This is a genomic window from Sphingomonas sp. UV9 (genome assembly GCF_004101245.1).
In the GTDB taxonomy this organism is placed as follows: domain Bacteria; phylum Pseudomonadota; class Alphaproteobacteria; order Sphingomonadales; family Sphingomonadaceae; genus Sphingomonas.
In genome coordinates this window covers 549,250-572,970 of record NZ_SCIN01000002.1, presented here as the reverse complement: position 1 = coordinate 572,970, position 23,721 = coordinate 549,250, and the positions used below count along the sequence as shown (strand labels likewise).

The window sequence follows — 23,721 nt, the reverse complement described above, 5'->3', positions numbered from 1 at the left end:
CGAAAGCGCACCCTTGCCGCGCGAGACCCGAGCTTTCGCTGGGGTGACGGAAGTGGGAGGCTCGGGAGTGTAGCATAGGTGCGCACAACGGCCGGGGTGACGCGCAACACCGGACGCGCTACAGCCCGCCCCACCTATGACCGACGCTCCCACGCCCGCCCGCGATTACCGCGACACCGTCTTCCTGCCGAAGACCGACTTCCCGATGAAGGCGGGCCTCGCCGCCAAGGAGCCGGCGATCCTCGAGCGCTGGGCCAAGCTCGGCATCTACGACCGGTTGCGCGAACAGCGGCTCGGGCGCGAGCGGTTCATCCTGCACGACGGCCCGCCCTACGCGAACGGCGACATCCACATGGGTCACGCCATGAACAAGGTGCTGAAGGACATCATCGTCCGCTCGCAGACCCTGATGGGCAAGGACGCGCCCTACGTCCCCGGCTGGGACTGCCACGGCCTGCCGATCGAGTGGAAGGTCGAGGAAGCGTATCGCGCGAAGAAGCTGAACAAGGACGACGTCCCCGTCGACCAGTTCCGCGCCGAATGCCGCGCCTATGCCGAGAAATGGGTGGCCGTGCAGAAGGACGAGTTCGCGCGGCTCGGCGTGATGGGCGACTGGGCCGATCCGTACCTGACGATGAAGTACGACGCCGAGGCAACGATCGTCGGCGAACTGCTGAAGTTCGCCGAGAGCGGCCAGCTGTACCGCGGCGCCAAGCCCGTGATGTGGTCGCCGGTCGAAAAGACCGCGCTCGCCGAGGCCGAGGTCGAGTATGAGGACATCGTGTCCACGCAGATCGACGTCGCGTTCGAGATCGTCGAGGCGCCGAACGCACCCGAACTGGTCGGCGCGCATGCGGTGATCTGGACGACGACGCCGTGGACGATCCCGGTGAACCAGGCGCTGAGCTATGGGCCCGAGATCGAGTATGTGCTGGTCGCGGACGGCGATCGTCGTTTCTTGATCGCAGAGGCGCTGATCGAAAGCTTTTCTGCCCGTACCCTACCCTCCCGTCATCCCGGCGGAAGCCAGGACCCACTTACCCACGCGGGAGACCTTGGCGACGTGGGCCCCGGCGTCCGCCGGGGTGACGGGGAAGAGGGTGGCGCTGCCATCCTTTGGCGCGGAAAGGGTTCTGCCCTCGCCGACGCAACCGCGCGTCACCCGATGCACGCCCTCGGCGGGTTCTTCGCAAAGCCGCGCCCGTTCCTCCCCGGTGAGTTCGTTACGACCGACGCGGGCACCGGGCTCGTCCACATGGCGCCGGATCACGGCGAGGACGATTTCGAACTCTGCAAGCAATACGGCCTCGACCCGGTCTTCGCGGTCGACGGCGCGGGGATGTACCGCGCCGACTGGGCGTGGCTTGGCGGGCAAGGCTCGGTCATCAACAAGAAGTTCGTGGGTGCGGACGGCCCGATCTGTTCGGACCTGCGCGAAGCCGGCGCGTTGCTGGCGGCGAGCGACGACTTCAAGCACAGCTATCCGCATTCGTGGCGGTCGAAGGCCAAGGTGATCTTCCGCGCGACCCCGCAATGGTTCATCCCGATGGACCGGAGCGACACCGAGTCCCCCTCCCGCTTGCGGGAGGGGTTAGGGGAGGGCAGTGCCGCAAATGCTGCGCTCGACGCCTCCCCTCCCCCAACCCCTCCCGCAAGCGGGAGGGGAGCAGGAGCAGAAGAAGGCAACGGCGCCACGCTCCGCGAAATCGCGCTCGACGCGATCGCCGCGACCACCTGGATCCCCGCGCGCGCGGAGAACCGGATCACGGCGATGGTGCAGGGCCGCCCCGACTGGGTGATCTCGCGCCAGCGCGCCTGGGGCGTCCCGATCGCGCTGTTCGTGAACCGCGCCACCGGCCAGTATCTCAACGACCCTGCCGTCAACGCGCGCATCATCGCCGCCTTCCGCGAACACGGCGCCGACGCGTGGTACGCCGACGGTCACCAGGCGCTGCTCGGCCCCGACTACGACCTCGCCGATTACGAGGTCGTGAAGGACATCCTCGACGTCTGGTTCGACTCCGGCTGCACGCACGTCTTCACCGTCGAGGAACGCTACGGCGAGGGCACCCGCGCCAACCTGTATCTCGAAGGCTCGGACCAGCATCGCGGCTGGTTCCAGTCGTCGCTGCTCGAAAGCTGCGGCACACGCGGGCGGGCGCCGTATGACGCGGTCCTCACCCACGGCTTCGCGCTCGACGGCCAGGGCCGGAAGATGTCGAAGTCGCTCGGCAACGTGGTCGATCCGCTCAAGATCATCGGCGAGTCCGGCGCGGACATCCTGCGCATGTGGGTCGCGTCGACCGACTATTTCGACGACGTGAAGATCGGCAAGGAGGTGCTCGCCACCGCCTCCGATGCGTATCGCAAACTGCGCAACACGTTCCGCTACATGCTCGGCGCACTCGAAGGCTTCGACGACTCCGAGCGCGTCGCGGTCGCCGACATGCCCGAGCTGGAGCGCTACGTCCTCCACCGCTTGCGGATGATCGACACCGAGCTGCGCCAGGCGGCCGAGGCGTATGAGTTCAACCGCTACACGCGCCTGCTGACCGACTTCGCGAACGAGGACCTGTCCGCGTTCTTTTTCGATATCCGCAAGGACTCGCTCTATTGCGACGCCCCGAGCGACATCAAGCGCCGGTCGTACCGGACGGTGCTCGACGTGCTGTTCCACGCGCTGGTCCGCTACGCCGCGCCGGTGCTGTGCTTCACCGCAGAGGAAGTGTGGCAGTCGCGCTTCCCGAGCGAGGACAGCTCGGTGCACTATCTCGAATGGCCGGCGCTGCCGTCGCTCGACGCCGACGACGTCGTTGGCAGCAAATGGCATGAGATCCGCCAGTTGCGCGAGGCCGTCACCGAGGCGATCGAGCCGTTGCGCCGCGAAAAGACCGTGCGCTCCAGCCTCGAGGCCGAGATCACCGTGCCCTCGATGCTGCTCGACGCAGACGCGCTGGCCGAGGCGTTCATCGTCGCCAAGGTCACGCCGGGCGACGGTGTCACGGTCACCCGCACCGACTTCCACAAATGCGGCCGCTGCTGGCGTCACCTCCCCGAGGTGACGGTCGACGGCGATCTCTGCGACCGGTGCGAGAAGGTCGTGGCGCATGCGTAACCTCCCCAAGGCCGGTTTCGGCGCGGCGATTGCGCTCTTCCTCGCCGATCAGCTCAGTAAATGGGCGGTCACGGGGCCGCTCGGAATCGATTCGCTGGGCGATGCGCGGACGCTCACGTCGTTCTTCGACCTGCGTTTCGTGCCCAACATCGGCATCTCGCTTGGCCTCCTCCCCGCCGACGGTCACCTGACCCGCTGGGCACTGGTGCTGCTGACCGGCGCGATCGCGGTCGGCGTCGGGGTGTGGATGACGCGCGAGAAGAACCCCGCCGACCAGGTCGCGCTAGGCTTTGTGCTGGGCGGCGCGGTCGGCAATATCCTCGACCGGATCCGGCTCGGCTATGTCGTCGATTTCGCTGACCTGCATATCGGCGAGTGGCGTCCGTTTTTGGTCTTCAATGTCGCCGATGCAGCGATTACTGTCGGCGTGCTCGTCCTGCTTGTTCGGGCGCTGCTCGTGCGCGAGAAGCCCCCTGTGGAGAATTCCCATGCGTAAGTTTGTGCCCCTGGCTGCCGGTCTGGCGAGCGTCGCCCTCCTTTCGGGGTGCGGTGCAGGCCGAAGCCTCGATCGCGCGCGCCCGGACGAGTTCGCCGTTGCGCGCCAGGCACCGCTGGTGATCCCGCCCGACTTCGCGCTGGTGCCGCCGCAGCCCGGCGCCGCCCGCCCGCAGGATACCGCCGCCAACGCCCAGACGCTCGACGCACTGTTCGGCGGCACCGCGGCGCGCAGTGCGGCCGAGACCGGTGTGCTGAACGATGCCGGGGCGGACAGCGACGACCCGGGCATCCGCTCGAGCGTCGGCGATCCGGGCACGACCGTGGTCGACAAGGGCTCGACGACGCGGGATATCGTCGCGGCGCCTGAGGGCGACGGCCAGGACGCGCGCACGTCCGCGAACTGATCGGGGTTTACCGACCGACGAAAAGGGCGGCTCCTCACGGGGCCGCCCTTTTTCGTTACTATCCACGTTCCTTGTTCTCCCGCGAAGGCGGAAGCCGAGTCTGGGTCCCCGCCTTCGCGGGGAAACAAGATTTGGCGTGCAATCCCGTGACGAGACAGTCCGGAGCTATCCGGACTGTCTCGGCCCAGGATCAGAACGCCGCGGTCAGCGAGACGAGCACCTTGCCGTTGGCGATCGAGCCGTTGCCGTCCTGGCCGCGGCTGAAGCTTGGCTGGAGGTAGGCCGACTCGCCCTTGCCGATGTCGGTATCGACATACGCCACGCCCAGCGTGAGCGGGGTCGACGGGATCACGTAATCCGCGCCGAACAGCCAGTCCCAATATTCACCGGTCGGCGACACGCTGGTCGCGAACGGCCCGAGGCCCTTATTGCCGTTCGAATAGCCGACATGGGCCTTCACGGTCAGCCCGGTATTGGGAACGCCGCTGCTGACGTCGCCCCACAGATACAGGTTCGAATCCTTGGCGTTCACGCGGTCATAGCCGACCGCCACCGAAGCACCGCTGCTATACCAGGGACCGAGCGCCTGCTGCTTGGGGGCATAGGCGACGCCCGCGGTCAGCGCGACAGGGCCGGCGGTGCCCGACAGCTTGGCATAGGGTTCGATGAAGTCGGTGTTGTTGAAGCCCGACGGGTACATGTACCACGTCGCGCCGACGTCGAGCGTACCGCCGCCGACCGGGACCTTGTAGCCCGCGATCAGATCGAGCTCCATGTTGGCGCCGCCGAACGTGCCCCAGCCGGCGAGGTTCGATCCCCAGGTGCCGATATACAGGCCGCTCTTGTGCGCGATGGTGATGCCGCCCTGGATGGCGAGGTTCTCGTCCGACTGCGATACGCCGCGGAAGCGGTAATCGCTGACGAGCCCGACCGAACCCGAGACGGTAACGTCCTTAGGCGGTGCGGTAGCCTCGTCCTGTGCGAACGCGGGGGTAGCAGCGGCCAATGCGATGCCGCCGAGAAGAAGTGTGGTGAAGCGCATCGTTTCCCTTTCGATACTGGAAAGTCGATGTCCCCGCCTGCAACCGCGGACGCCGCATCTATCGAGGCATCAGCCTCCGAGTGCGGTCTTTCCTGCGGTGACGAATGTGTGACAGTCCATGGTGTGACGCACAAGCGAATCTTGCGTACAATCCAGGTTTGACACCACACATGTTGCGCAACAGACACACCGTGCTGTGTTGCGCGTCGCGAAGGCAGTGCATCCCGATGCGCAAACGGTCGATTCTGCGTTACCGGCAAACGGGCCGTGCGATCCGGTCGAGCTCGCGGTCGTAGCTTGCGCGTTCGGCAGCGCTCAGGAAGTCCTGCCTGTGGACGTAGCCGTCCGCCGCCTTGCGAACCCCATCCACCCGCCGCCAGAGTCGGTCTGACTGGGATTCCGTCAGCCGACGGGCCTTGCGAGCAGTACCGATATCGGCCTGCAGGATGTTCGCACGCACCGAGATATGGGCTTGCCGCGCGTCGATGATCGATCCCCCGATCTCGCCCGTCACGCGGTGCTGTTCGGCGAGGTTGCAACCGGGATAATCCTGTCTCGGAGGCTGCGCGCCGACCCCTGTGGCAACCAGTGCCAGAACGATGAACGCCGTATAGTTCACACTCGCCTCCCGGACATCGACGTGGGACGAGCCTCCTAGACCGAGGGTCCTGAACGGCAGCTATATGCCGTGGCGGGCCCTAGCCTCGGACGGTTGCGAATGCCGCTAACCCTGCCTCCAGGTCGGCTATCAGGTCGGCGGGGTCTTCGAGGCCGATCTGGAGGCGGACCATGGGGCCGGCGGCGGCGCGCTCGGTGACGGTGCGGTGGCGGTGCGGGTCGGCGGGGATGGCGAGGCTTTCGAAGCCGCCCCAGCTATAGCCTATGCCGAACAGGTCGAGCGCGTCGATCAGCGCGGCGCGTGCCGCCTCGTCTCCACCGTTCAAGACGAACGAGAACAGGCCGCTCGAGCCTTTGAAGTCGCGGACGAAGTGGTCGTGGCCGGGGCACTCCGGAAGCGCGGGGTGAAGGACCTGCGCGACTTCGGGGCGCGATTGCAGCCATTTGGCGATCGTCAGCGCGCTCGACTGGTGCTGGGCCAAGCGAATCGCCATCGTCCGCAGGCCGCGGCTACCCAGCCAGCAATCGTCGGGGCTGGCCACCTGCCCGAGCTGAAAGCTCGTCTCGCGCAGTTTCTTGAAATGGCCGGGGCCGGCGGTGACCGAGCCGAGCATCACGTCCGAATGGCCGACGACGTATTTCGTGCAGGCGAGAATCGTGAGGTCGACGCCGTGTTCGATCGCGGGGAAGAACAGCGGCGTCGCCCAGGTGTTGTCGAGCAGGGTCGTGACGCCCGCAGCCTTCGCGGCGGCGACGATCGCGGGAACGTCCTGCACCTCGAAGCTCAAGGAGCCCGGGCTTTCCATGAAGATCGCGCGCGTGTTTTCGCCGATCAGGTCGACGATGCCCGCACCGATCAGCGGGTCATAATAGCGCGTCGTGATCCCGAACCGCTTGAGCAGCCCGTTGGCGATCCCGCGCGTCGGGTCATAGGCGCTGTCGACCAGCAACAGCTCGTCGCCCGGCGACAGCACCGACAGCAACGCCGCCGCGACCGCCGCGACGCCCGAGCAATAGAGGAACGTCCCCTCCGCGCCGGGCTCCAGCGAGGTCAGCGCGTCGGCGAGGCTCCACTGCGTCGGCGTGCCCTTTCGCCCGTAGAACAGCCGGTGATGCGTATCGCGTGACGCGCTTTCGCGGAGATGGCCGACCGAATCGTAGAGGATCGTCGAGGCGCGCCAGACGGGAGGACTGACAATCCCCTGCGTCCATTCGGGGCGGCGTCCGGCGTTGACCACCTTGGTCGCATCGCCGACCGGCTTGTCGATATCGCTCATGCAGGTCCTGTCGCTTTAGGCGTGGACGGATCGCCGCCCCATTCGGACCAGCTGCCATCGTACAACGCCGCCTCGTTGCCGAGCAGATGCGCGCCGAACGCGAGCACGGAGGCGGTAATCCCCGAACCGCAGGTGGTGACGAGCGGCTTGGACAGGTCGACTCCGGCCTTCTCGAATTCGACCTTCAATGCATCGCCGGTCTTCCACGTCCCGTTGGCGTCGAACACCGCGCCGTAGGGCAGATTCCTCGCCCCCGGGATATGCCCCGCCGCGATGCTCGGCCGCGGGTCGCTTTCCTCGCCGGTGAAGCGCGCCGCAGAGCGGGCGTCGAGCACCTGCTCAGCGCCGCTGTCGATGTTCGCCTTCATCTGGTCGAGATCGCGCACGCCGTTCAGATCGGCCCACACGGTGAAATGCCGATGCCGTAGCGTTTCCTTGCCGCTGGCGATCTTGCGCCCCTCGGCCTGCCATTTGGTGAGCCCGCCATCGAGGATCGCGACGTTGTGCGCGCCGAACAGTCGCAGCATCCACCACGCGCGCGCCGCCGTATGCCAGGGCGATGTGTCGTACAGCACGATCCGGCTGCCATCGCCGAGGCCCGGCGTCTGCATCCGGCTCGCGAACTTGTCGGCGGACGGCAGCATGTTGGGCAGGTCGCTGTCGGTATCGCGCAACTCGGCCAGGTTCATGAACACCGCGCCGGGGATATGCGCCGCCTCATATTCCGCCGCCGCATCGCGTCCCTCGGCGTAGGTCGCGTCGACGATCCGCAGATCGCTCGCGCCGAGTTCGCTCGCCAGCCATTCGGTGGTCACCAACGCGTCCATGCCAAGCCCTCCGTGAGTATGCTCCGAGTCAGTACCCAGCCTCGCCGCTCGCGTCGAGGGAGGCGAGGAATCCAGCTGCCTGCGCGCGCGTCGCGTCCCGGTCCGCCTCGGTCTGCTTGTGCCAGTTGCGATACGGCATCGCGAGCCGGTTGTTGCGCCCGAGCTTGTCCTCGTGTCGCGCGAGGAAATCCCAGTAGAGCGCGTTGAACGGGCACGCATCGGGCCCGATCCGCTGCTTCACCTTGTACCGGCATTGCCCGCAATAATCGGACATCCGGTCGATATACGCGCCCGACGAGATATACGGCTTGGACCCGAGCAGCCCCCCATCGCCGAACTGGCTCATGCCCAGCGTGTTGGGCAGCTCGACCCATTCATACGCGTCGACATACACCTCGAGGTACCATTTATGGACCTTGGCCGGGTCCGCGCCGATCAGCAGCGCGAAATTGCCTGTCACCATCAGCCGCTGGATATGGTGGGCGTGCGCGGTCTCCAGTGTCTGGCCGATCGCTTCGCGCAGGCAATGCATGTCGGTCTCGCCGGTCCAGTACCAGCCGGGGAGCTCGCGGTGGTGGTCGAGGAAGTTGCGCTCGACATAGTCGGGCCCCTCGCGCCAGTAGATCCCGCGCATATATTCGCGCCAGCCGATGATCTGGCGGATATAGCCCTCGACCGCGTTGAGCGGCGCGCGGCCCGCGCGATATTCCGCCTCCGCCCGCCTGCACAAATCGAGCGGATCGAGCAGCCCCGAATTGATGTAGGGCGACAGGATCGAGTGCCACAGATGCCGCTCGCCGGTCAGCATCGCATCCTCGTAATCGCCGAACTGCCGCAGCGCGTGGCGGAAGAAATTGGCGGCCTGACGCTCGGCATCCGGCGCGGTCACCGCATAGTCGAACCCATCGAGACTCCCCGGATGGTCGGCGAACCGGTCGGCCACCAGCGCCAGCACGTCTTGCGTGATCGCGTCCGGCGCGAACACCAGCGGGCGCGGCATCAGCAGGTCGTTCTTGGCAGGCTTGCGGTTCTCCTTGTCGAAGTTCCAGCGATCGCCCTCGGGCTTGCCGTCGGTCATCAACAGCCCGGTGCGCGTCCGCATCTGGCGGTAGAACCATTCCATCGTCAGCGATTTGCGCTCCGCTGCCCAGGTCTCGAAATCGGCATGGCTGGCCAGGAAGCGGTCGTCGCTGCGGATCGCGACGGGGATGCCGAACAGCGTCTCCCAGCTTTCGAGCATTGCCATGACGCGCCATTCGCCGCCCTCGGTGACGACGATCCGCTCGGGGTCATGCCGCTCGACCGCGCGCGCGATCTCGCCGGTGAAGCTGCCCGCATTGTCGGGATCGTCGAGCCGCGTGTATTCCACCGTCCAGCCCGCCGCGCGCAACGCCTCGGCATGATGTCGCATCGCCGACAGGATATAGGCGATCTTGCGCTTGTGGTGACGGACATAGGTCGTCTCGTCGGCGACCTCCATCATCAGCACGATCGTCGTCGCGGGATCGCGGTCGCGCAGCGAGGCGAGGTCGATCGTGAGCTGGTCGCCGAGGATCGGCACGAGCGTCGTGATTGTCATTGTCCAAAACCCTCCGTCACCCCGGACCTGTTCCGGGGTCCACCGTTCCGCATACCCGCCGCCCGTGGAGTCCGCGGACGGGTGGATGCCGGAACGAGCCCGGCATGACGGAAGAAGTATCACCCACTTTGCGTCATCCGAATCGCGTCCTACATGGCGCATCATGACCGCACCCGCCAACCCATTGCATCTGGGCCAGAACAGCGCCCTCCCCGCCTCTCCTGAAGAGGCCGTGCTCGACTACGTCCCGAACCCCCGGTCGGGCCGGACGTATCTGGTGCGGTTCGCGGCGCCCGAGTTCACGTCGCTCTGCCCGGTCACCGGACAGCCCGACTTCGCGCACCTCGTGATCGACTATGTGCCGGGCGAGACGATCGTCGAATCCAAGTCGCTGAAGCTGTTCCTCAGCAGCTTCCGCAATCATGCCGGCTTCCACGAGGACTGCACCGTCGGCATCGGCGAGCGCCTGTTCGACGAGATGAAACCGGTGTGGCTGCGCATCGGCGGATACTGGTATCCGCGCGGCGGGATCCCGATCGACGTGTTCTGGCAGTCGAGTGCACCGCCGCACGATCTGTGGCTGCCCGACCAGGGCGTCGCCTCGTATCGTGGGCGCGGCTAAGTCGCTGATAAGGCGATATTGATGGAGATTACCATTAATCCCATGCTGCACTGCAGTATGTAGCGAAACTTTATGCTACCTGAACCGTTCGAATAGATACGCGACTTGGGTATGCCCCGGTTACGCGCTCAAACGAGGGACAGGGTATGGTGAAACCGGCGGACGGTGGGAATATCGCGCGACTGGCGCTGATCGGCAATTTCCTGCCGAGACAGTGCGGGCTCGCCACCTTCACGACCGACGTTTTCACGGCCATGCGTGCGCGCTATCCCGAGATCGCCGTCGACGTCTACGCGATGGACGATCACCCCGGCAAATACGACTATCCGGCCGAAGTCACCGGGACGATTCCCGAGCCCGATCTGTCCGCGTATATCGACACCGCGCGCAAGATCGAGGCGAGCGGCGCGCAGGCGATCTGGCTCCAGCACGAATATGGCATCTTCGGCGGCCCCGCCGGCGAGCATATCCTCGCGCTGCTCGATCGCACGACGCTGCCCGTGATCGTCACGCTGCACACGATCCTCGAAAAGCCCAACGCGGACCAGCGTCGCGTACTCGAAGGCCTGCTCCGCCGCGCAGCGCGCGTGGTGGTGATGGCCGAGCGCGGCCGCGAGATCCTGCAGCGCGTCTACGGCGCCAACTCGCGCCAGATCGTCATGATTCCGCACGGCGTGCCCGATCGCGATCTGCTCGATCCTGCCGCGCTCAAGGGCAAGTTCGGCTGGCAGGGCCGCAAGGTCATGCTGACGTTCGGCCTGCTCGCCCCCAACAAGGGCATCGAGACGGTCATCAACGCGCTGCCCGCGGTGATCGCGAAGCATCCCGACCTGCTGTACGTGGTGCTCGGTGCCACGCATCCGAACCTCGTCGCGCATGAAGGCGAGAAGTATCGCGACAAGCTGAAGGCGCTTGCGTCCGAGAAGGGCGTTGCCGGCAATATCGCGTTCGTCGACGCATTTCTCGAGCATGGCGAACTCCTCGACTATCTCCAGGCGGCGGACGTCTATGTGACGCCTTACACCAACCCTGCGCAGATCACGTCGGGGACGCTCAGCTATGCGATCGGCGTCGGCAAGCCGGTCATCTCGACGCCTTATGTCCATGCGACCGAGATCCTCGCGGATGGTCACGGCGTGCTCGTGCCGTTCGGCGACGTCGATGCGTTTGCACGCGAGATCGACGCGCTGATGTCGAACGATCGCGATCGCAACCGTCTGGCCGAGCGCGCCTATGCGCGTGGCCGGACGATGATCTGGCCGAAGCTCGCCGAGGCGATGATGGCGGAGATCCGTGCGATCGTGGCGGCGCGCCCTTTTCGCCTCGCCACGGTGCCGGCGCCCCTCAAGCCGCTGATCCCTGACTTCGCCGCGGTCGAGCGGATGAGCGATTCGACCGGCATGCTCCAGCATTCGATCTATTCGATCCCCGATCGTCGCCACGGCTATTGCATCGACGACAATTGCCGCGCGCTGATGCTGATGAGCGCGCTGCCCGATCTCGACTCAGTTATCGATGGGGTGACGCGCGACAAGTGGATGACGATCTATGCGTCGTTCGTGCAATACGCCTGGAACCCGGACACGCGCCGTTTCCGCAACTTCATGAACTTCGATCGCACTTGGTGCGAGGATGCGGGTTCGGAGGATTCGAACGGTCGCACGCTCTGGTCGCTCGGCGTTACCGCACGCGATGCGCAGGCGGCCAAGCACCGCGACTGGGCGACGGCGATGTTCGATTCGACCGCGTCGATGGCGCTCGAACTCGGCAGCCTCCGCGCGCAGGCGTTCGCGATGCTCGGCGCGGCGGCGATGCTGGAGGCCAAGCCTGGCCATCAACTGTCGCTGTCGATCCTCGAAGCCTTCCCCAAGGTGCATCTCGACCTGCTCGCCAAGGCACGCCGCCCGGAATGGCAGTGGTTCGAGATCGTTCTCGCCTATGACAACACGCGTCTTCCGCAGGCGCTGATCCGGGCCGGGCAAGCGCTCGACCGGCATGACCTGATCGATTGCGGGCTCGCCACGCTCGACTGGATCGTCGCCAAGCAGACTTCGCCCGAGGGCCGTTTCCGCGCGGTCGGGTCGGAGAGCTTCAACCGGCCTTATGCGGATCCGTTGCAGTTCGATCAGCAGCCGCTGGAGGCGCAGGCCACGGTCGACGCATGCGCGGCGGCGTTCGAGGCAACCGGCGACATGCGCTGGCATGACGAAGCGCAGCGCGCCTATGGCTGGTTCCTCGGCGCGAACGACCTCGACCTGCCGCTCGCCAGCGTCGCCGATGGTGGCTGTTACGACGGCCTGATGCCGACCGGGCTCAACCGAAATCAGGGCGCGGAGTCGATTTTGGCGCTGCAACTCGCAAGTTGCGCGATTTCGGGGGTATCAAAGGCAGCGCAAAGCGTGGCAGGAGCGACCCGCGTCGTCGCCTAGCGGACTGTTCACAGCCCCGCTCGCCGCGATGCGCTGAGTGGAACGACGCGGGGCACTGCTACGATGGATCTGTTCAACCACCAGCTGCGGCTGCACGCGGACCCTTCGCGTGTCGTCGTGCGGCCGTTCCACATAGCGTGGGCGGGCAATGGCGGCGCGCCGAGCCGGACCGAGCGGCTCGTCGGCGAAGTGCTGGAGATGTCGCCCGCCCAGGCGCGCGCGCAGCTCGAAGTCGTGCTGAAGGATTTCGAGGCCCGTCACTGGCAGACGCGGCGCGTGTTCATGACCCGCTACGACCAGATTGAGGACATGCTCGGGCTCGACGGCGCCGAGATCGGCGACGAGAAGCGCCAGCTGATCGGCGCGTATTTCTGCCACGAGTACAGTTATGCCGCCGCCGCGCTGATGAACCCCAGCGCGGTGCCGCATTTCGACCAGTCGGGCATGCCGCCGGGGTCGATGCGTATCCTCATGTCGCTGCGTGCGGTCGGCGAAGGTCACATCTCGTCGGTGGCGTTCCGCGAGGGCATCATCACCTGCGAAAACCAGATGAAGCTCGCCCCCGAGCCGCCGTTCGCGACCGCGACCGATGCGGTCGGCAGTGGCGAGGACGAGATGCCCGAGGGCCCCGTCACCGTCTATCGCCACCGCGACAGCACGCTCAGCGGCACGGTGATCTTCCCGATCACGCAGGCGCAGTCGAAGGGCCTCGAGGATCTGCGCATCGTCCGGTTCCAGCACGAGAACGGCGACTATGAGTGGATCGGCACATACACCGCGTATAACGGCTCGGTGATCCAGTCCGAGCTGATGCGGACGCGCGATTTCCGGGCGTTCGATCTGGTGCCGATGACCGGCCCGGCCGCGCGCAACAAGGGCATGGCGCTGTTCCCCCGCAAGGTGAACGGCCAGTATATGATGATCGGCCGGCAGGACGGCGAGAACCTGTTTCTGCTCAAGTCCGACACGCTGACCGACTGGGACGACGGCGAGAAGATCCTGACGCCCGAATATCCGTGGGAGCTGGTCCAGATCGGCAATTGCGGCCCGCCGATCGAGCTCGACCAGGGCTGGCTGCTGCTGACGCACGGCGTCGGTGCGATGCGCAAATATTCGATCGGCGCGGTGCTGCTCGACAAGGACGACCCGTCGAAGGTGATCGGCCGCACCAAGCAGCCGATCCTCGCCGCCAAGGACCAGGACCGCGAGGGCTATGTCCCCAACGTGGTCTATAGCTGCGGCGCGCTGAAGCATGGCGACACGATCTTCATGCCGTACGGGATCGCGGATAGTTCCGTGGGGTTTGCCTTCGTGCCGATCAAGGACATGCTCGCCGCTATGGCGTGAGGGGGAAGAGTTAGCCCATACCCCATCACAACGCACCACCCCGGCGAAGGCCGGGGCCCAGTTGGCAAGGTCGCAGTAACGAAGCGCATCGCTCAGTTAGCATCGCCCCCCAACTGGACCCCGGCCTCCGCCGGGGAGACGCATAAAACCAGGGTCACGCTTAAATCTTGTTCTCCCGCGAAGGCAAGAGACCAGTCTGGATCCCCGCCTTCGCGGGGAAACAAACTTTCTATGCTCTAGACCCTACCGCGAAGCTGCCATCGTCCGCCGGTACATCACCCACGTCAGCACCGCGAACAACAGAGTCCCGCCCACCAGCGCAACGCTCGCAAACCCGTCGCCGACCAGCGCCAGCGGCGTCTCCTTGTTGGTAAGGTACACGATCCCCGCAAACCCGACGCCCCACAGCGACTCGCCGACGATCATCCCCGTCGCGGTCAGCACGCCCATCCGCTTGGCCAGCTCGGGGTCGCGCGCGCGGTCCGCCCAGCGGTCGTACATATAGCCGACGACCGCGCCGATCGTGACGGGCAACGTCACCGACATCGGCAGATATACGCCGAGCCCGACACCGAGCGGCGGCAACCGCAGCTTGCCCGCCTTGCCGAGCAATTCGTCGACCGCGATCACGACCACGCCGGTCAGCGCGCCATAGCCGATCATCGCCCAGTTGAGATTGCCCCCGAGCACACCCTTCGCGAGAGCCGAGATCAGCGCCGCCTGCGGTGCCGCCAGCGCATTTGGCCCTGCCCCAGGCGCGCCCGCAAACCCGAGCGTGCTGCCCAGCAAATTCAACACCGGCGGCACGACGATCGACCCGAACACCACGCCGATCAGCAAGGCGACCTGCTGCTTCCAAGGCGTCGCGCCGACGAGCTGGCCCGTCTTCAGATCCTGCAGATTGTCGTTCGAGATCGTCGCGATCCCGAACACGATCCCCGTCACGATCAGCCCGTAAGCAACCAGCGCCTGCGTCGTGCCGGGCTCGACCGCGCGGCCGAACCACGACACCAGCAGGATCGAGGCGGCGAGGATGGCGAGGATGCCGATCCCCGACACCGGCGAATTCGACGCACCGATCAGCCCGGCCATGTACCCGCACACCGCCGCGATCACGAGGCCGATGACCAGGATGAACACGAGGCTGCCCGCGATAAGTCCGACCGCCGACGCCTCCAACGGCCCGCCCTGCAACACGGTCCAGAGCAGGATGCCGATCGGCACCAGCATCGCGAGCGACGCGATCCCGACGATCCCGATCGGAATGTCGCGCTCCTCCAGCGCCAGCACCACGCCGCCGCGCTTGGCCGCCGATGCCGCCAGCGCCGAGCGCACGCCGCCGACCACCGGCCCGGCGATCTTGAGCAACGTCCAGATCGCCGCAACGCCGATCACGCCCGCGCCGAAGAACCGCACGTCCGAGCGGAACACGGTGGTCGCGATGACCTCTGCGGTGCCCGTGATGCTCCCGCCAGACGTCAGGATCGGCAGCACGATCCACCAGCCGATGATGACGCCGGCGAACATCGCCATCCCGACCGAGATGCCGACCAGATGCCCCGCGCCGAGCAGCGCGAACGACAGTCCGCCCGAGATCCCGGTCGCACCCGCGCCGACCCGGAAATACGTCGCGGCCTCGGCGGCGACCAGCTTGGTCTGCGTCAGGATCGCGAACCCGGCCGAGACGACCGCGTTGACGACGATGATGCCGAGCCCGCGCGCGCTCTCCTCGCCCCCCTCACGACTGCCCGCGCCGACCTTGAGCACCTCAGCTGCGGCGCGACCTTCGGGATACGGCAGCACGGTGTCGACGACGAGCGCACGCCGCAGCGGCACCGAGAACAGCACGCCGAGCACGCCGCCGAACATCGTGATCGCCGCGGTGGTGAAGAACGGAAAGCCCTGCCACCAGCCGATCATCACGAGGCCCGGCAGCACGAAGATGATCGCCGCCAGCGTCCCCGCCGCCGAAGCGATCGTCTGGACGATGTTGTTCTCGAGGATCGTTGAATCCTTGAACGCCCGCAACACCGCCATCGAGATCACCGCGGCCGGGATCGACGTCGCGAAGGTCAGCCCGATCTTGAGCCCGAGATAGACGTTCGCCGCCGTGAAGAGCAGCGTGATGATCCCGCCGAGTACGACGCCCCGGAAGGTAAGTTCGCGCATGCTCGTTTCGGGTGCGCCCGTCCCGGTTACGCCCCGTGTCGCGTCGTTCATGTAGTCCGCCTCAATGAATTTTGAGAGCTTGTGGCATGATGCGCGGCCAGAGGAAACCGTATCGACCGTCACTAGTGTGTTCTCCCGCCAAGGCGTGAGAACAAGGAAGCGCGGGCGATCACCCCCACCGTCATGCCGGACTCGTTCCGGCATCCACCGTGCCGCTTGATCTACCGGCCGTTGGTTTGCGTCACGGTGGCCCCCGGAACAAGTCCGGGGTGACGGGGGGGAGAGAACAGCGCTTTTCCCATAGTTGTCCGCGAGCCCGCGAACCAACCCGCCCCTACCGCGCCGCCATCCGCCGCGCGAAATGCACTTCGACCGCGCGAGTCACGCTTTCCGCGATCCGGTTCCGACCATCGGCGCTGTCGAGGAATGCCGCGTCCTGCGGGTTCGAGATATACCCCGTCTCGAACAGGATCGACGGCATGTCCGGCGCCTTCAGGACCATCAGCGACGCCATCCGGTGGAAGTTCGCCTTGAGCGGCATCAACGATTTCGCCTCGCGCCCGAGCAGCCGCGCGAACGTCGCCGAGGCGTTCATCGTCTCGCGCTGCGTCAGGTCGATCAGGATCGACGACACGTCCGCGGGCGCCTCCCCGAGGTTCACGCCGGAGATCACGTCTGCCTTGTTCTCGCGCGCGGCAAGCCGAGCGGCCTCCTTGTCCGACGCCACCTCGGACAGCGTGTACGCAGTCGCGCCGGTGGCAAATTCCGAGCCGGTGCTGTCGCAGTGGATCGAGATGAACAAATCGCCCTTCAGTCGCCGCGCCACGCCGTAGCGCTCGCGCAGCACCAGATACCGGTCGTCGTCCCGCGTCAGCGCCACGCGCACGCGCCCGGATGCGAGCAGCTCGTCGCGAATGGCGCGCGCGACCTTCAGCGTCACGTCCTTCTCGCGCAGCCCGTTCGGCCCGATCGCGCCCGGATCGACGCCGCCATGCCCCGCATCGATCACCACCAGCGGCCGCGTGTCGTCACCCTGCACGCGCGGCAGTTTCATCCCCCGCGCCTTGGGCGGTACCGCGATCGACACCTTGTATTTCGGCTTTGCACTCGCTCCGAACGTGAACGGGAAAAAGTTGAGCGGCCCGGCAATCCCCGCCTGCACGAACTGGGTGTCGTCGACCTTGCGCAGCGCCAGCGTGAGCTCGCGACCTTCGGAGTCGAACCCGCCATCGGTGACGATCGCCGGCGCGGCCAGATCGAACACGATCCGGGCACCCGTGTCGCGGCGCACCTGCGTCACGCTGGTCACCACGCCGCGCCCCGCGAAATCGCGCCCCGGCGTGAGGCCCGACACGTCCACCGCGATCTGCTGTGGCCCGGTCAGAATTTGGCTGGCGGCATTGCCGACCGCTTCGTCGAAGCGGATGACGACCTGCCCGCCCTTGATCGACACGCTCTGCACGGTCGCCGCCCAGGCGGGGACGCTCGTCAGCCAGCCGGCCATGAGGGCGATTACCGCGAACATCCCGCGTCCATGCCGTGCGGAACTGCCGCCGGTCCAGCGAAAAGCCATGCTACACCCCTTCGATCGATACATCCGATCACTGCAGCGATAGGTAAGCCCCCACGTCCCAAGAGCGCGTTGCAGGGTGCGGTTAATTTGCCGTTTGCCATAGATTTGCCGGCAAGGCGTTGCCGACCCGGCAATTTCGCGCCTCGCCGCCCTCGTTTCGGGCCGAAGTGCGCGCGTTTGCGGGCGGTTTGCCGACATTATGTGGCGCATTGCGAGATCGGGTATGCAGTGCTAGTCCTGTCGTATAGCCGTGTGTCGCCTGGATTTTCACCAGCGACGCGCTGGTCTCCACGCCCGCCAGCGGATCCTTCGCCGGCGCGGCACTTCAGGTTGACGCTCGAATGACGCATTCCCCCCGCCCCGCACTCCGACCGGCTTTCGCCGACGGACCCGCGGTCGTGCGGGCGCCGCAGGGAGAGTTCCCGCGACATGCACGTCGAGCAGAGGCAGTTTCGCACACCATCCGCGAGTCCGGGCGTCCGTGCCCGACCGCACCACCATTAAGCGCGCGACGGCTGCCGACAGGCCCGGCGCGCGCGCGGAGAATCTATTATGACAACGCGTATGCTGATCGACGCACGCCACCGGGAAGAAACCCGGATCGCCGTCGTCAAAGGTAACCGGATCGAGGAATTCGATTTCGAGAGTGCCGAACGCAAGCAGCTGAAAGGCAATATCTACCTCGCCAAGGTCACGCGGGTCGAGCCGTCGCTCCAGGCGGCGTTCATCGATTACGGCGGCAATCGCCACGGCTTTCTCGCGTTCAGCGAAATCCACCCCGATTACTACCAGATCCCCAAGGAAGACCGCGACGCGCTGCTCCGCGAAGAAGCCGAGCATGCCGCCGAGGAGGCAGCCCTGCGCGCCGACTATGACGCGGACGAAGACGAGGGTGACGACGAGGACGATATCGAGCGCTTCGAGGACGATGGCGGGGTAGATCCCGACGTCGCCGAGGAACTCGAAGGCGGCGAAGCGGGCGACGCCCCGCGCCGCAAGCGCAAGTCGAGCAGCGACGATGCCGCGGTCGAGGACCTGCGCGAACGTCGCATGAATCTGCGCCGCCGCTACAAGATCCAGGACGTGATCCATCGCCGCCAGGTGCTGCTCGTCCAGGTCGTCAAGGAGGAGCGCGGCAACAAGGGCGCGGCGCTGACCACGTATCTGTCGCTCGCCGGCCGCTACTGCGTGCTGATGCCCAACACGAGCCACGGCGGCGGCATTTCGCGCAAGATCAGCAACGCCGGCGATCGCAAGCGCCTGAAGTCGATCATGGCCGACATGCAGCTGCCGCCCTCGATGGGCTGCATCGTCCGCACCGCCGGGCTCCAGCGCTCGAAGGTCGAGATCAAGCGCGACTTCGATTACCTCGCACGGCTCTGGGACGGTATCCGCGAGGCCACGCTGCAGGCGTCGGCGCCCGCGCTCGTTTACGGCGACAGCGACCTGATCAAGCGCGCGATCCGCGACATCTACAACAAGGAAATCGAAGAGGTCATCGTCGAGGGCGAGGACGGCTATCGCCAGGCGCGCGAGTTCATGCGCCTGCTGATGCCGACGCACGCGCGTCGCATCAAGCATTACGCCGATCCCGTGCCGCTGTTCCAGCGCGCCGGCGTCGAGGATCAGCTGTCGGCGATGTACCATCCCGTCGTCCAGCTGAAGTCGGGCGGCTATCTGGTCATCAACCCGACCGAGGCGCTCGTCTCGATCGACATCAACTCGGGCCGCTCGACGCGCGAGCATTCGATCGAGCAGACCGCGACCGCGACCAACCTCGAGGCCGCACAGGAAATCGGCCGCCAGCTGCGTCTGCGCGACATGGCCGGGCTCGTCGTCATCGACTTCATCGACATGGATAACAATTCCAACGTCCGTAAGGTCGAGAAGGCAATGAAGGAGGCGCTGAAGAACGATCGCGCGCGCATCCAGATCGGCCGCATATCGTCGTTCGGCCTGATGGAAATGAGCCGCCAGCGGCTGCGCACCGGCGTGCTCGAAGCGTCGACGCGCCCTTGCCCGCATTGCGAAGGCACCGGGCTGGTCCGCACCGCGTCGTCGTCGGGTATCTCCGCGCTGCGTCTCATCGAGGACGAGGCCGCGCGCGGTCGCGGTTCTCTGCTGACGCTGCGCGCGAGCCAGGAGGCCGCGGTCTACATCCTCAACCGCAAGCGGGCCGACATCTCGGAGATCGAGGATCGCTACGGCGTGATCGTCGAGATCATCCCCGGCCAGGACGAAGAGGGTGCGCACATGACGGTCGAGGCCAGCGGCCCGCCGCCCGCGCACCCGCCCAAGTTCGTCCAGATCATCGAGGAAGACGAGGACGACCTCCCCGAGGAGATCGAAGACGAGATCGAAGAGGACGAGGTTGAGGAGGCCGAGGCCGAACAGCCGCGTCGCCAGGGTGGCCGCGAACAGGGCGCGCCGCGTGAGGCTCGCGAAGCCGACGGTGAAGGCGGCAAGAAGCGCCGCCGTCGCCGTGGGCGTCGCGGTCGCGCACGTCCCGGTGAAGAGGGTGCGGTCGAAGGCACCAATGAGGACGGTTCGTTCGAGGAGTCGGACACCAACGTCGAGGAAATCGACGAGGTCGAGGGCGACATCGTCGAAGTTGGCGGTGTGGTCGAAGGCGCGACAGCAGCCGAGCCGGCCAACGGCGCGGATGGCGAAGGCCGTCGTCGTCGCGGCCGTCGCGGTCGTCGTGGCGGTCGCCGCAACGAGCAGGGCAATGGGTCCGATACCGGCGTCGCCGTCAGCAGCATCGACGATGCCCAGCTGATCGCCGAGGCGCCCGAGCCGGAGCCGTACGAGCCGGTCGAGTCGACCTATGCCGAGCCGGACTTCGACGAAGCGCCCGCCCCGGCAGTTGCCACCCCTGCGGTTGCTGATGCGCCGAAGCTGCGTCGTCGTCCGCGTGCCCGCGCTGCGGCCGCTGCGACGAATATCGCCGAGGCGGTCTCCGAGGCAGCGCCGAAGTCGCGTCGTGGTCGCAAGCCACGCGCGGTCGAAGCCGAGGTGGAAGCGCCGGTCGCACCGGAGCCGGTTGTCGCCGAGCCGGTTGCGGCTGAGCCGGTGGTTGCCGAAGCAGCCCCCAAGGGCGGCCGTCGCCGCCGCGCTGCGGTTGCCGACGCGACGATGGAGGAGGTGAACGCGACCCCCGCCGAGACCATCGAAGCCTCGGCACCAAAGCCCAAGCGCGCGCGTCGCAAGGCGAGCGATGCCGCGGTGGAGGCTCCGGTCGCGGAGAAGGCACCCGTCGAGGAAGCACCCGCCAAGGTCGCCAAGCCGCGCGGTCGCCCGCGGAAAGCAGCCGTGGTCGAGGCCGGCGATGCAGCACCGACCAGCGATGCGCTCGCTGCGCCGATCGAGACGACGCCGCCACAGGTCGAGGTCCAGCCGCAGGACCTGCAGACCTCGGACAGCAACGACGACCCCGACGGCGCCCCCCGCCGCGGCTGGTGGCAGCGCACCTTCGGCTAACGCCGGAGGCACACCACCAGTGAACGGGCGCGACCGAAAGGCCGCGCCCGTTTTCGTTTTGAGGGGGGAGAGCATATCCAATAAGCAAGATTGTTTCCCCGCGAAGGCGGGGACCCAGACTGGGCTCCCGCCTTCGCGGGAGAACAAGAAGGCCGGGCGGATCAGAAATGGGCAATCCCCCCACCACACCGACCAAGCGCATCACACCAACCAAGCCCACACCCCGGCGGAGGCCACCACCCCGGCGGAGGCCGGGGCCCAGTTGGAAAGATCGTAGTAACGACGAGCTGCCCTCAATCAGCAACGTCGCCCAGCTGGACCCCGGCCTCCGCCGGAGTGGTGCCAAGAGTATCGCTGGCCGGAAAACCGTTGCCGCAACATAACCCGTCGCCCAGCGAACGCTGGGGTCTCCCACGGGGCTCGGGGCACCCGCCAAACAGCGAGATCCCGGCTTTCGTCGGGATGACGGTCTTGGGTCACGCCCATACCTCACTCCACCGCACCCCGCCGCACGACGGTTGCCCCCCCGCCCCCAATCGACGATACCGCGCAATATGAAGCGCTTCGTAGCCGCCGCGACCACCGCCCTCCTGCTCTGGGCGCAACCCGCGCAAGCCCAGTCGATTCTCCGCGACGCAGAGACCGAGTCGATGTTCGCCGAGATGTCGAACCCGCTCGTCAAGGCCGCCGGGCTGTCGACGCGGGACGTCAAGGTCGTCCTCATCAACGACGAGTCGATCAACGCCTTCGTCGCCGGCGGGCAGATCGTCTACGTCCACTCAGGCCTCATCCAGGCCGCCGACAACGCCAACGAAGTCCAGGGCGTCATCGCGCACGAACTCGGCCACATCGCCGACGGCCACGTCGTCCTTGCCGATCGCGGCACCAAGCCGGCGATGGGCATGTACCTGCTATCGATGGTGCTGGGCCTCGCCGCGATGGCGGCCGGCAGCGGCGAGGCGGGTGCCGGCATCATGGCCGCGGGCCAGCAGGCGGCGATGGGCAGCTACCTCTCGTTCAGCCGCGTCCAGGAATCCACCGCCGACGCGACCGCCGCGAAATTTCTCCGCCAATCGAACATCTCCGGCCGCGGCATGCTCAGCTTCTTCAAGAAACTGCAGCAGCAGGAATATCGCTATGGCACCGCCAATATCGATCCGTTCATGCAGTCGCACCCTCTCTCGGGTGAGCGCGTCGCGACTCTCACCGCCGATCTGCAAGCCTCGCCCGCCTGGGCCAACAAGCCCGACGCGGCGCTGGAGGAACGCTTCCGCCGCGTGAAGGCGAAGCTCGCCGGCTACGTCATGCCCGCGGACCAGACGCTCAAGGCCTATCCGCCGGGCGACCAGACGATCTACGCGCACTATGCCCGCGCCTATGCCTATCACAAGGCCGGCTACCCCGACAAAGCCGACGCCGAGGCTAACGCGCTAGTGAGGGCCGAGCCGACCGACCCCTATTTCCTCGAGATCAAGGGGCAGATCCTGCTCGAGGCCGGCAAGCCGACCGACGCGCTCGTGCCGCTGCGCGAGGCGACCGAGGGATCTCGCAACAACCCGCTGATCGCCACGACCTTCGGCCACGCGCTGATCGCGACCGAGAACAAGGCGAACTACCCCGAAGCGACCAAGGTGTTGCGTACCGCCGTCGGCCGCGACGACCAGAACCCGTTCGCCTGGATGCAGCTCGGCACCGTCTACGAACTGACCGGCGACACCGCGCGCGCCGCACTCGCGACCGCCGAGCGCGCCAGCATGGGCGGCGACATGCGGACCGCGTCGGCGAGCGCGCAATATGCACTGGCGAACATCCCCGCGAACACGACCGACTGGATTCGCGCACAGGATATCGCGATGGCCGCGCAGAACGAGATGGACGATAATCCCAAGCAGTATAAGCGCCGCAAATGAGCAAGTTCACATTTCCGGCAATCGCCGTCGCGAGCGCCGTCATCGGAGGCCTCGCGGTCTGGGGTTTTGATCGCAAAGGCGGTGCCGTCGAGCGCGCGCAGGTCGAGTCGATCGTCCACGATTACGTCCTCTCGCATCCCGAGATCCTGCCGGAGGCGATGGAGAAACTGCGCGACCGCGAGTCCGGCAAGACCGTTACCGCCAATCGCGACGCGATCGTCACGCCGTTCGGCAGCGCCTGGGCCGGCAACCCCAAGGGCGACGTGACGCTGGTCGAGTATTTCGACTATAATTGCGGATATTGCCGAGCGAGCCTGCCGATGATCGCCAAGCTGATCGCCAGCGATCCCAAGGTCCGCGTCGTCTTCCGCGAACTCCCGATCCTCAGCGCCGAGAGCCGCATCGCCGCGCGCGCGAGCCTGGCGGCGGCGCAACAGGGCAAGTTCGGCGCATTCCACGACGCGCTCTACGCGGGCGGACAGGTCAGCGACGCGACGATCGCCGCCGCAGCGAGCAAGGCCGGAGTCGATATCAACCAAGCGGGCTTCAGCAAGACCGCCGACGCCGAGATCGCCAAGAACATGGAGACCGCTGCCAAGCTGGGCATGACCGGCACCCCCAGCTGGGTCGTCGGCGACCGAGTCCTGTCGGGCGCGCTGCCGCTGGAGGACCTGCAAAAAGCGGTAGCTGCCGCGCGGGCGGGCTGACCCACCCACTCCGTCATCCTGACGAAAGTCAGGACCCAGCGCCACGACCGGAGCGCGTATGGCTCTGGATCCTGGGTCAAGCCCAGAATGACGGGAATGAGGTGCCCCCCTATCGATGCCATCC

At 66.5% G+C, this 23,721-nt stretch carries 16 protein-coding genes; 9 read left to right on the top strand and 7 right to left on the bottom strand.

Annotation, left to right across the window (positions count from 1 at the left end; all coding sequences use genetic code 11):
- The first annotated feature begins 136 nt into the window (after positions 1–136).
- From EQZ23_RS08980 to EQZ23_RS08970, 3 genes are read left to right on the top strand one after another with little or no spacing between them, the layout of a single operon-like run.
- Entirely contained in the window at positions 137–3,115 is a 2,979-nt protein-coding gene (locus EQZ23_RS08980; RefSeq protein WP_128454102.1) for an isoleucine--tRNA ligase, read from the top strand.
- A complete protein-coding gene (gene lspA / locus EQZ23_RS08975; protein ID WP_128454101.1) occupies positions 3,108–3,611 on the top strand; it encodes a signal peptidase II in 504 nt (167 codons plus the stop codon). Before EQZ23_RS08980 ends, lspA begins: the two co-directional genes overlap by 8 nt.
- Positions 3,604–4,017: a DUF3035 domain-containing protein gene (locus EQZ23_RS08970; RefSeq protein WP_128454100.1), complete on the top strand. Its 414-nt coding sequence runs from the start codon at positions 3,604–3,606 to the stop codon at positions 4,015–4,017. Before lspA ends, EQZ23_RS08970 begins: the two co-directional genes overlap by 8 nt.
- Before the next feature lie 190 nt (positions 4,018–4,207).
- On the opposite strand, the gene EQZ23_RS08965 is transcribed toward EQZ23_RS08970, so the two are convergent.
- From EQZ23_RS08965 to EQZ23_RS08945, 5 genes are all read right to left on the bottom strand, one after another.
- Positions 4,208–5,059: a TorF family putative porin gene (locus EQZ23_RS08965; RefSeq protein WP_128454099.1), complete on the bottom strand. Its 852-nt coding sequence runs from the start codon at positions 5,057–5,059 to the stop codon at positions 4,208–4,210.
- 250 nt (positions 5,060–5,309) lie between these two features.
- Positions 5,310–5,678: a hypothetical protein gene (locus EQZ23_RS08960; protein WP_206364209.1), complete on the bottom strand. Its 369-nt coding sequence runs from the start codon at positions 5,676–5,678 to the stop codon at positions 5,310–5,312.
- A 79-nt stretch (positions 5,679–5,757) separates the two neighbouring features.
- Entirely contained in the window at positions 5,758–6,954 is a 1,197-nt protein-coding gene (gene metC / locus EQZ23_RS08955; RefSeq protein ID WP_128454098.1) for a cystathionine beta-lyase, read from the bottom strand.
- Positions 6,951–7,781 carry a sulfurtransferase gene (locus tag EQZ23_RS08950; RefSeq protein WP_128454097.1) on the bottom strand — a complete coding sequence of 277 codons (831 nt, stop codon included), beginning with the start codon at positions 7,779–7,781 and terminating at the stop codon, positions 6,951–6,953. Before EQZ23_RS08950 ends, metC begins: the two co-directional genes overlap by 4 nt.
- Positions 7,782–7,809: 28 nt before the next feature.
- Positions 7,810–9,360: a cryptochrome/photolyase family protein gene (locus tag EQZ23_RS08945; RefSeq protein ID WP_128454096.1), complete on the bottom strand. Its 1,551-nt coding sequence runs from the start codon at positions 9,358–9,360 to the stop codon at positions 7,810–7,812.
- 163 nt (positions 9,361–9,523) lie between these two features.
- Here EQZ23_RS08945 and queF point away from each other — a divergent pair, with 163 nt between their 5' ends.
- The 3 genes from queF (at position 9,524) to EQZ23_RS08930 (ending at position 13,758) form a co-directional block, all read left to right on the top strand.
- Entirely contained in the window at positions 9,524–9,982 is a 459-nt protein-coding gene (queF, locus tag EQZ23_RS08940; RefSeq protein WP_128454095.1) for a preQ(1) synthase, read from the top strand.
- Positions 9,983–10,128: 146 nt separating this feature from the next.
- Positions 10,129–12,411, top strand: coding sequence for a glycosyltransferase family 4 protein (locus tag EQZ23_RS08935; protein ID WP_128454094.1), 2,283 nt, complete (start codon positions 10,129–10,131; stop codon positions 12,409–12,411).
- Positions 12,412–12,474: 63 nt separating this feature from the next.
- Positions 12,475–13,758: a glycoside hydrolase family 130 protein gene (locus EQZ23_RS08930; protein ID WP_128454093.1), complete on the top strand. Its 1,284-nt coding sequence runs from the start codon at positions 12,475–12,477 to the stop codon at positions 13,756–13,758.
- A 243-nt stretch (positions 13,759–14,001) separates the two neighbouring features.
- Here the strand turns inward: EQZ23_RS08930 and EQZ23_RS08925 are convergent, their stop codons facing one another.
- Positions 14,002–15,927: an oligopeptide transporter, OPT family gene (locus tag EQZ23_RS08925; protein WP_206364208.1), complete on the bottom strand. Its 1,926-nt coding sequence runs from the start codon at positions 15,925–15,927 to the stop codon at positions 14,002–14,004.
- Positions 15,928–16,261: 334 nt separating this feature from the next.
- Positions 16,262–17,500 (bottom strand): N-acetylmuramoyl-L-alanine amidase, encoded by a 1,239-nt coding sequence (locus EQZ23_RS08920; protein WP_240663437.1) that lies wholly within the window; start codon positions 17,498–17,500, stop codon positions 16,262–16,264.
- A 552-nt stretch (positions 17,501–18,052) separates the two neighbouring features.
- Between EQZ23_RS08920 and EQZ23_RS08915 the strand changes: the two genes are divergently transcribed.
- The 3 genes from EQZ23_RS08915 to EQZ23_RS08900 all read left to right on the top strand — a co-directional run bounded on the left by EQZ23_RS08915 (position 18,053) and on the right by EQZ23_RS08900 (position 23,597).
- A complete protein-coding gene (locus EQZ23_RS08915; RefSeq protein ID WP_240663435.1) occupies positions 18,053–20,980 on the top strand; it encodes an Rne/Rng family ribonuclease in 2,928 nt (975 codons plus the stop codon).
- 554 nt (positions 20,981–21,534) lie between these two features.
- Positions 21,535–22,890, top strand: a complete 1,356-nt coding sequence (locus tag EQZ23_RS08905) for a M48 family metalloprotease (protein WP_128454091.1) — start codon at positions 21,535–21,537, stop codon at positions 22,888–22,890.
- Positions 22,887–23,597 (top strand): DsbA family protein, encoded by a 711-nt coding sequence (locus EQZ23_RS08900; RefSeq protein WP_128454090.1) that lies wholly within the window; start codon positions 22,887–22,889, stop codon positions 23,595–23,597. Before EQZ23_RS08905 ends, EQZ23_RS08900 begins: the two co-directional genes overlap by 4 nt.
- Positions 23,598–23,721: the final 124 nt, after the last annotated feature.

Coding starts and splice junctions, on each gene's coding strand:
- EQZ23_RS08920 (WP_240663437.1), bottom strand. CDS start 17,500: ATGGCTTTTCGCTGGACCGGCGGCAGTTCCGCACGGCATGGACGCGGG.
- lspA (WP_128454101.1), top strand. CDS start 3,108: ATGCGTAACCTCCCCAAGGCCGGTTTCGGCGCGGCGATTGCGCTCTTC.
- EQZ23_RS08905 (WP_128454091.1), top strand. CDS start 21,535: ATGAAGCGCTTCGTAGCCGCCGCGACCACCGCCCTCCTGCTCTGGGCG.
- EQZ23_RS08970 (WP_128454100.1), top strand. CDS start 3,604: ATGCGTAAGTTTGTGCCCCTGGCTGCCGGTCTGGCGAGCGTCGCCCTC.
- EQZ23_RS08900 (WP_128454090.1), top strand. CDS start 22,887: ATGAGCAAGTTCACATTTCCGGCAATCGCCGTCGCGAGCGCCGTCATC.
- EQZ23_RS08965 (WP_128454099.1), bottom strand. CDS start 5,059: ATGCGCTTCACCACACTTCTTCTCGGCGGCATCGCATTGGCCGCTGCT.
- EQZ23_RS08935 (WP_128454094.1), top strand. CDS start 10,129: ATGGTGAAACCGGCGGACGGTGGGAATATCGCGCGACTGGCGCTGATC.
- EQZ23_RS08915 (WP_240663435.1), top strand. CDS start 18,053: ATGACAACGCGTATGCTGATCGACGCACGCCACCGGGAAGAAACCCGG.
- EQZ23_RS08930 (WP_128454093.1), top strand. CDS start 12,475: ATGGATCTGTTCAACCACCAGCTGCGGCTGCACGCGGACCCTTCGCGT.
- queF (WP_128454095.1), top strand. CDS start 9,524: ATGACCGCACCCGCCAACCCATTGCATCTGGGCCAGAACAGCGCCCTC.
- metC (WP_128454098.1), bottom strand. CDS start 6,954: ATGAGCGATATCGACAAGCCGGTCGGCGATGCGACCAAGGTGGTCAAC.
- EQZ23_RS08925 (WP_206364208.1), bottom strand. CDS start 15,927: ATGCGCGAACTTACCTTCCGGGGCGTCGTACTCGGCGGGATCATCACG.
- EQZ23_RS08980 (WP_128454102.1), top strand. CDS start 137: ATGACCGACGCTCCCACGCCCGCCCGCGATTACCGCGACACCGTCTTC.
- EQZ23_RS08950 (WP_128454097.1), bottom strand. CDS start 7,781: ATGGACGCGTTGGTGACCACCGAATGGCTGGCGAGCGAACTCGGCGCG.
- EQZ23_RS08945 (WP_128454096.1), bottom strand. CDS start 9,360: ATGACAATCACGACGCTCGTGCCGATCCTCGGCGACCAGCTCACGATC.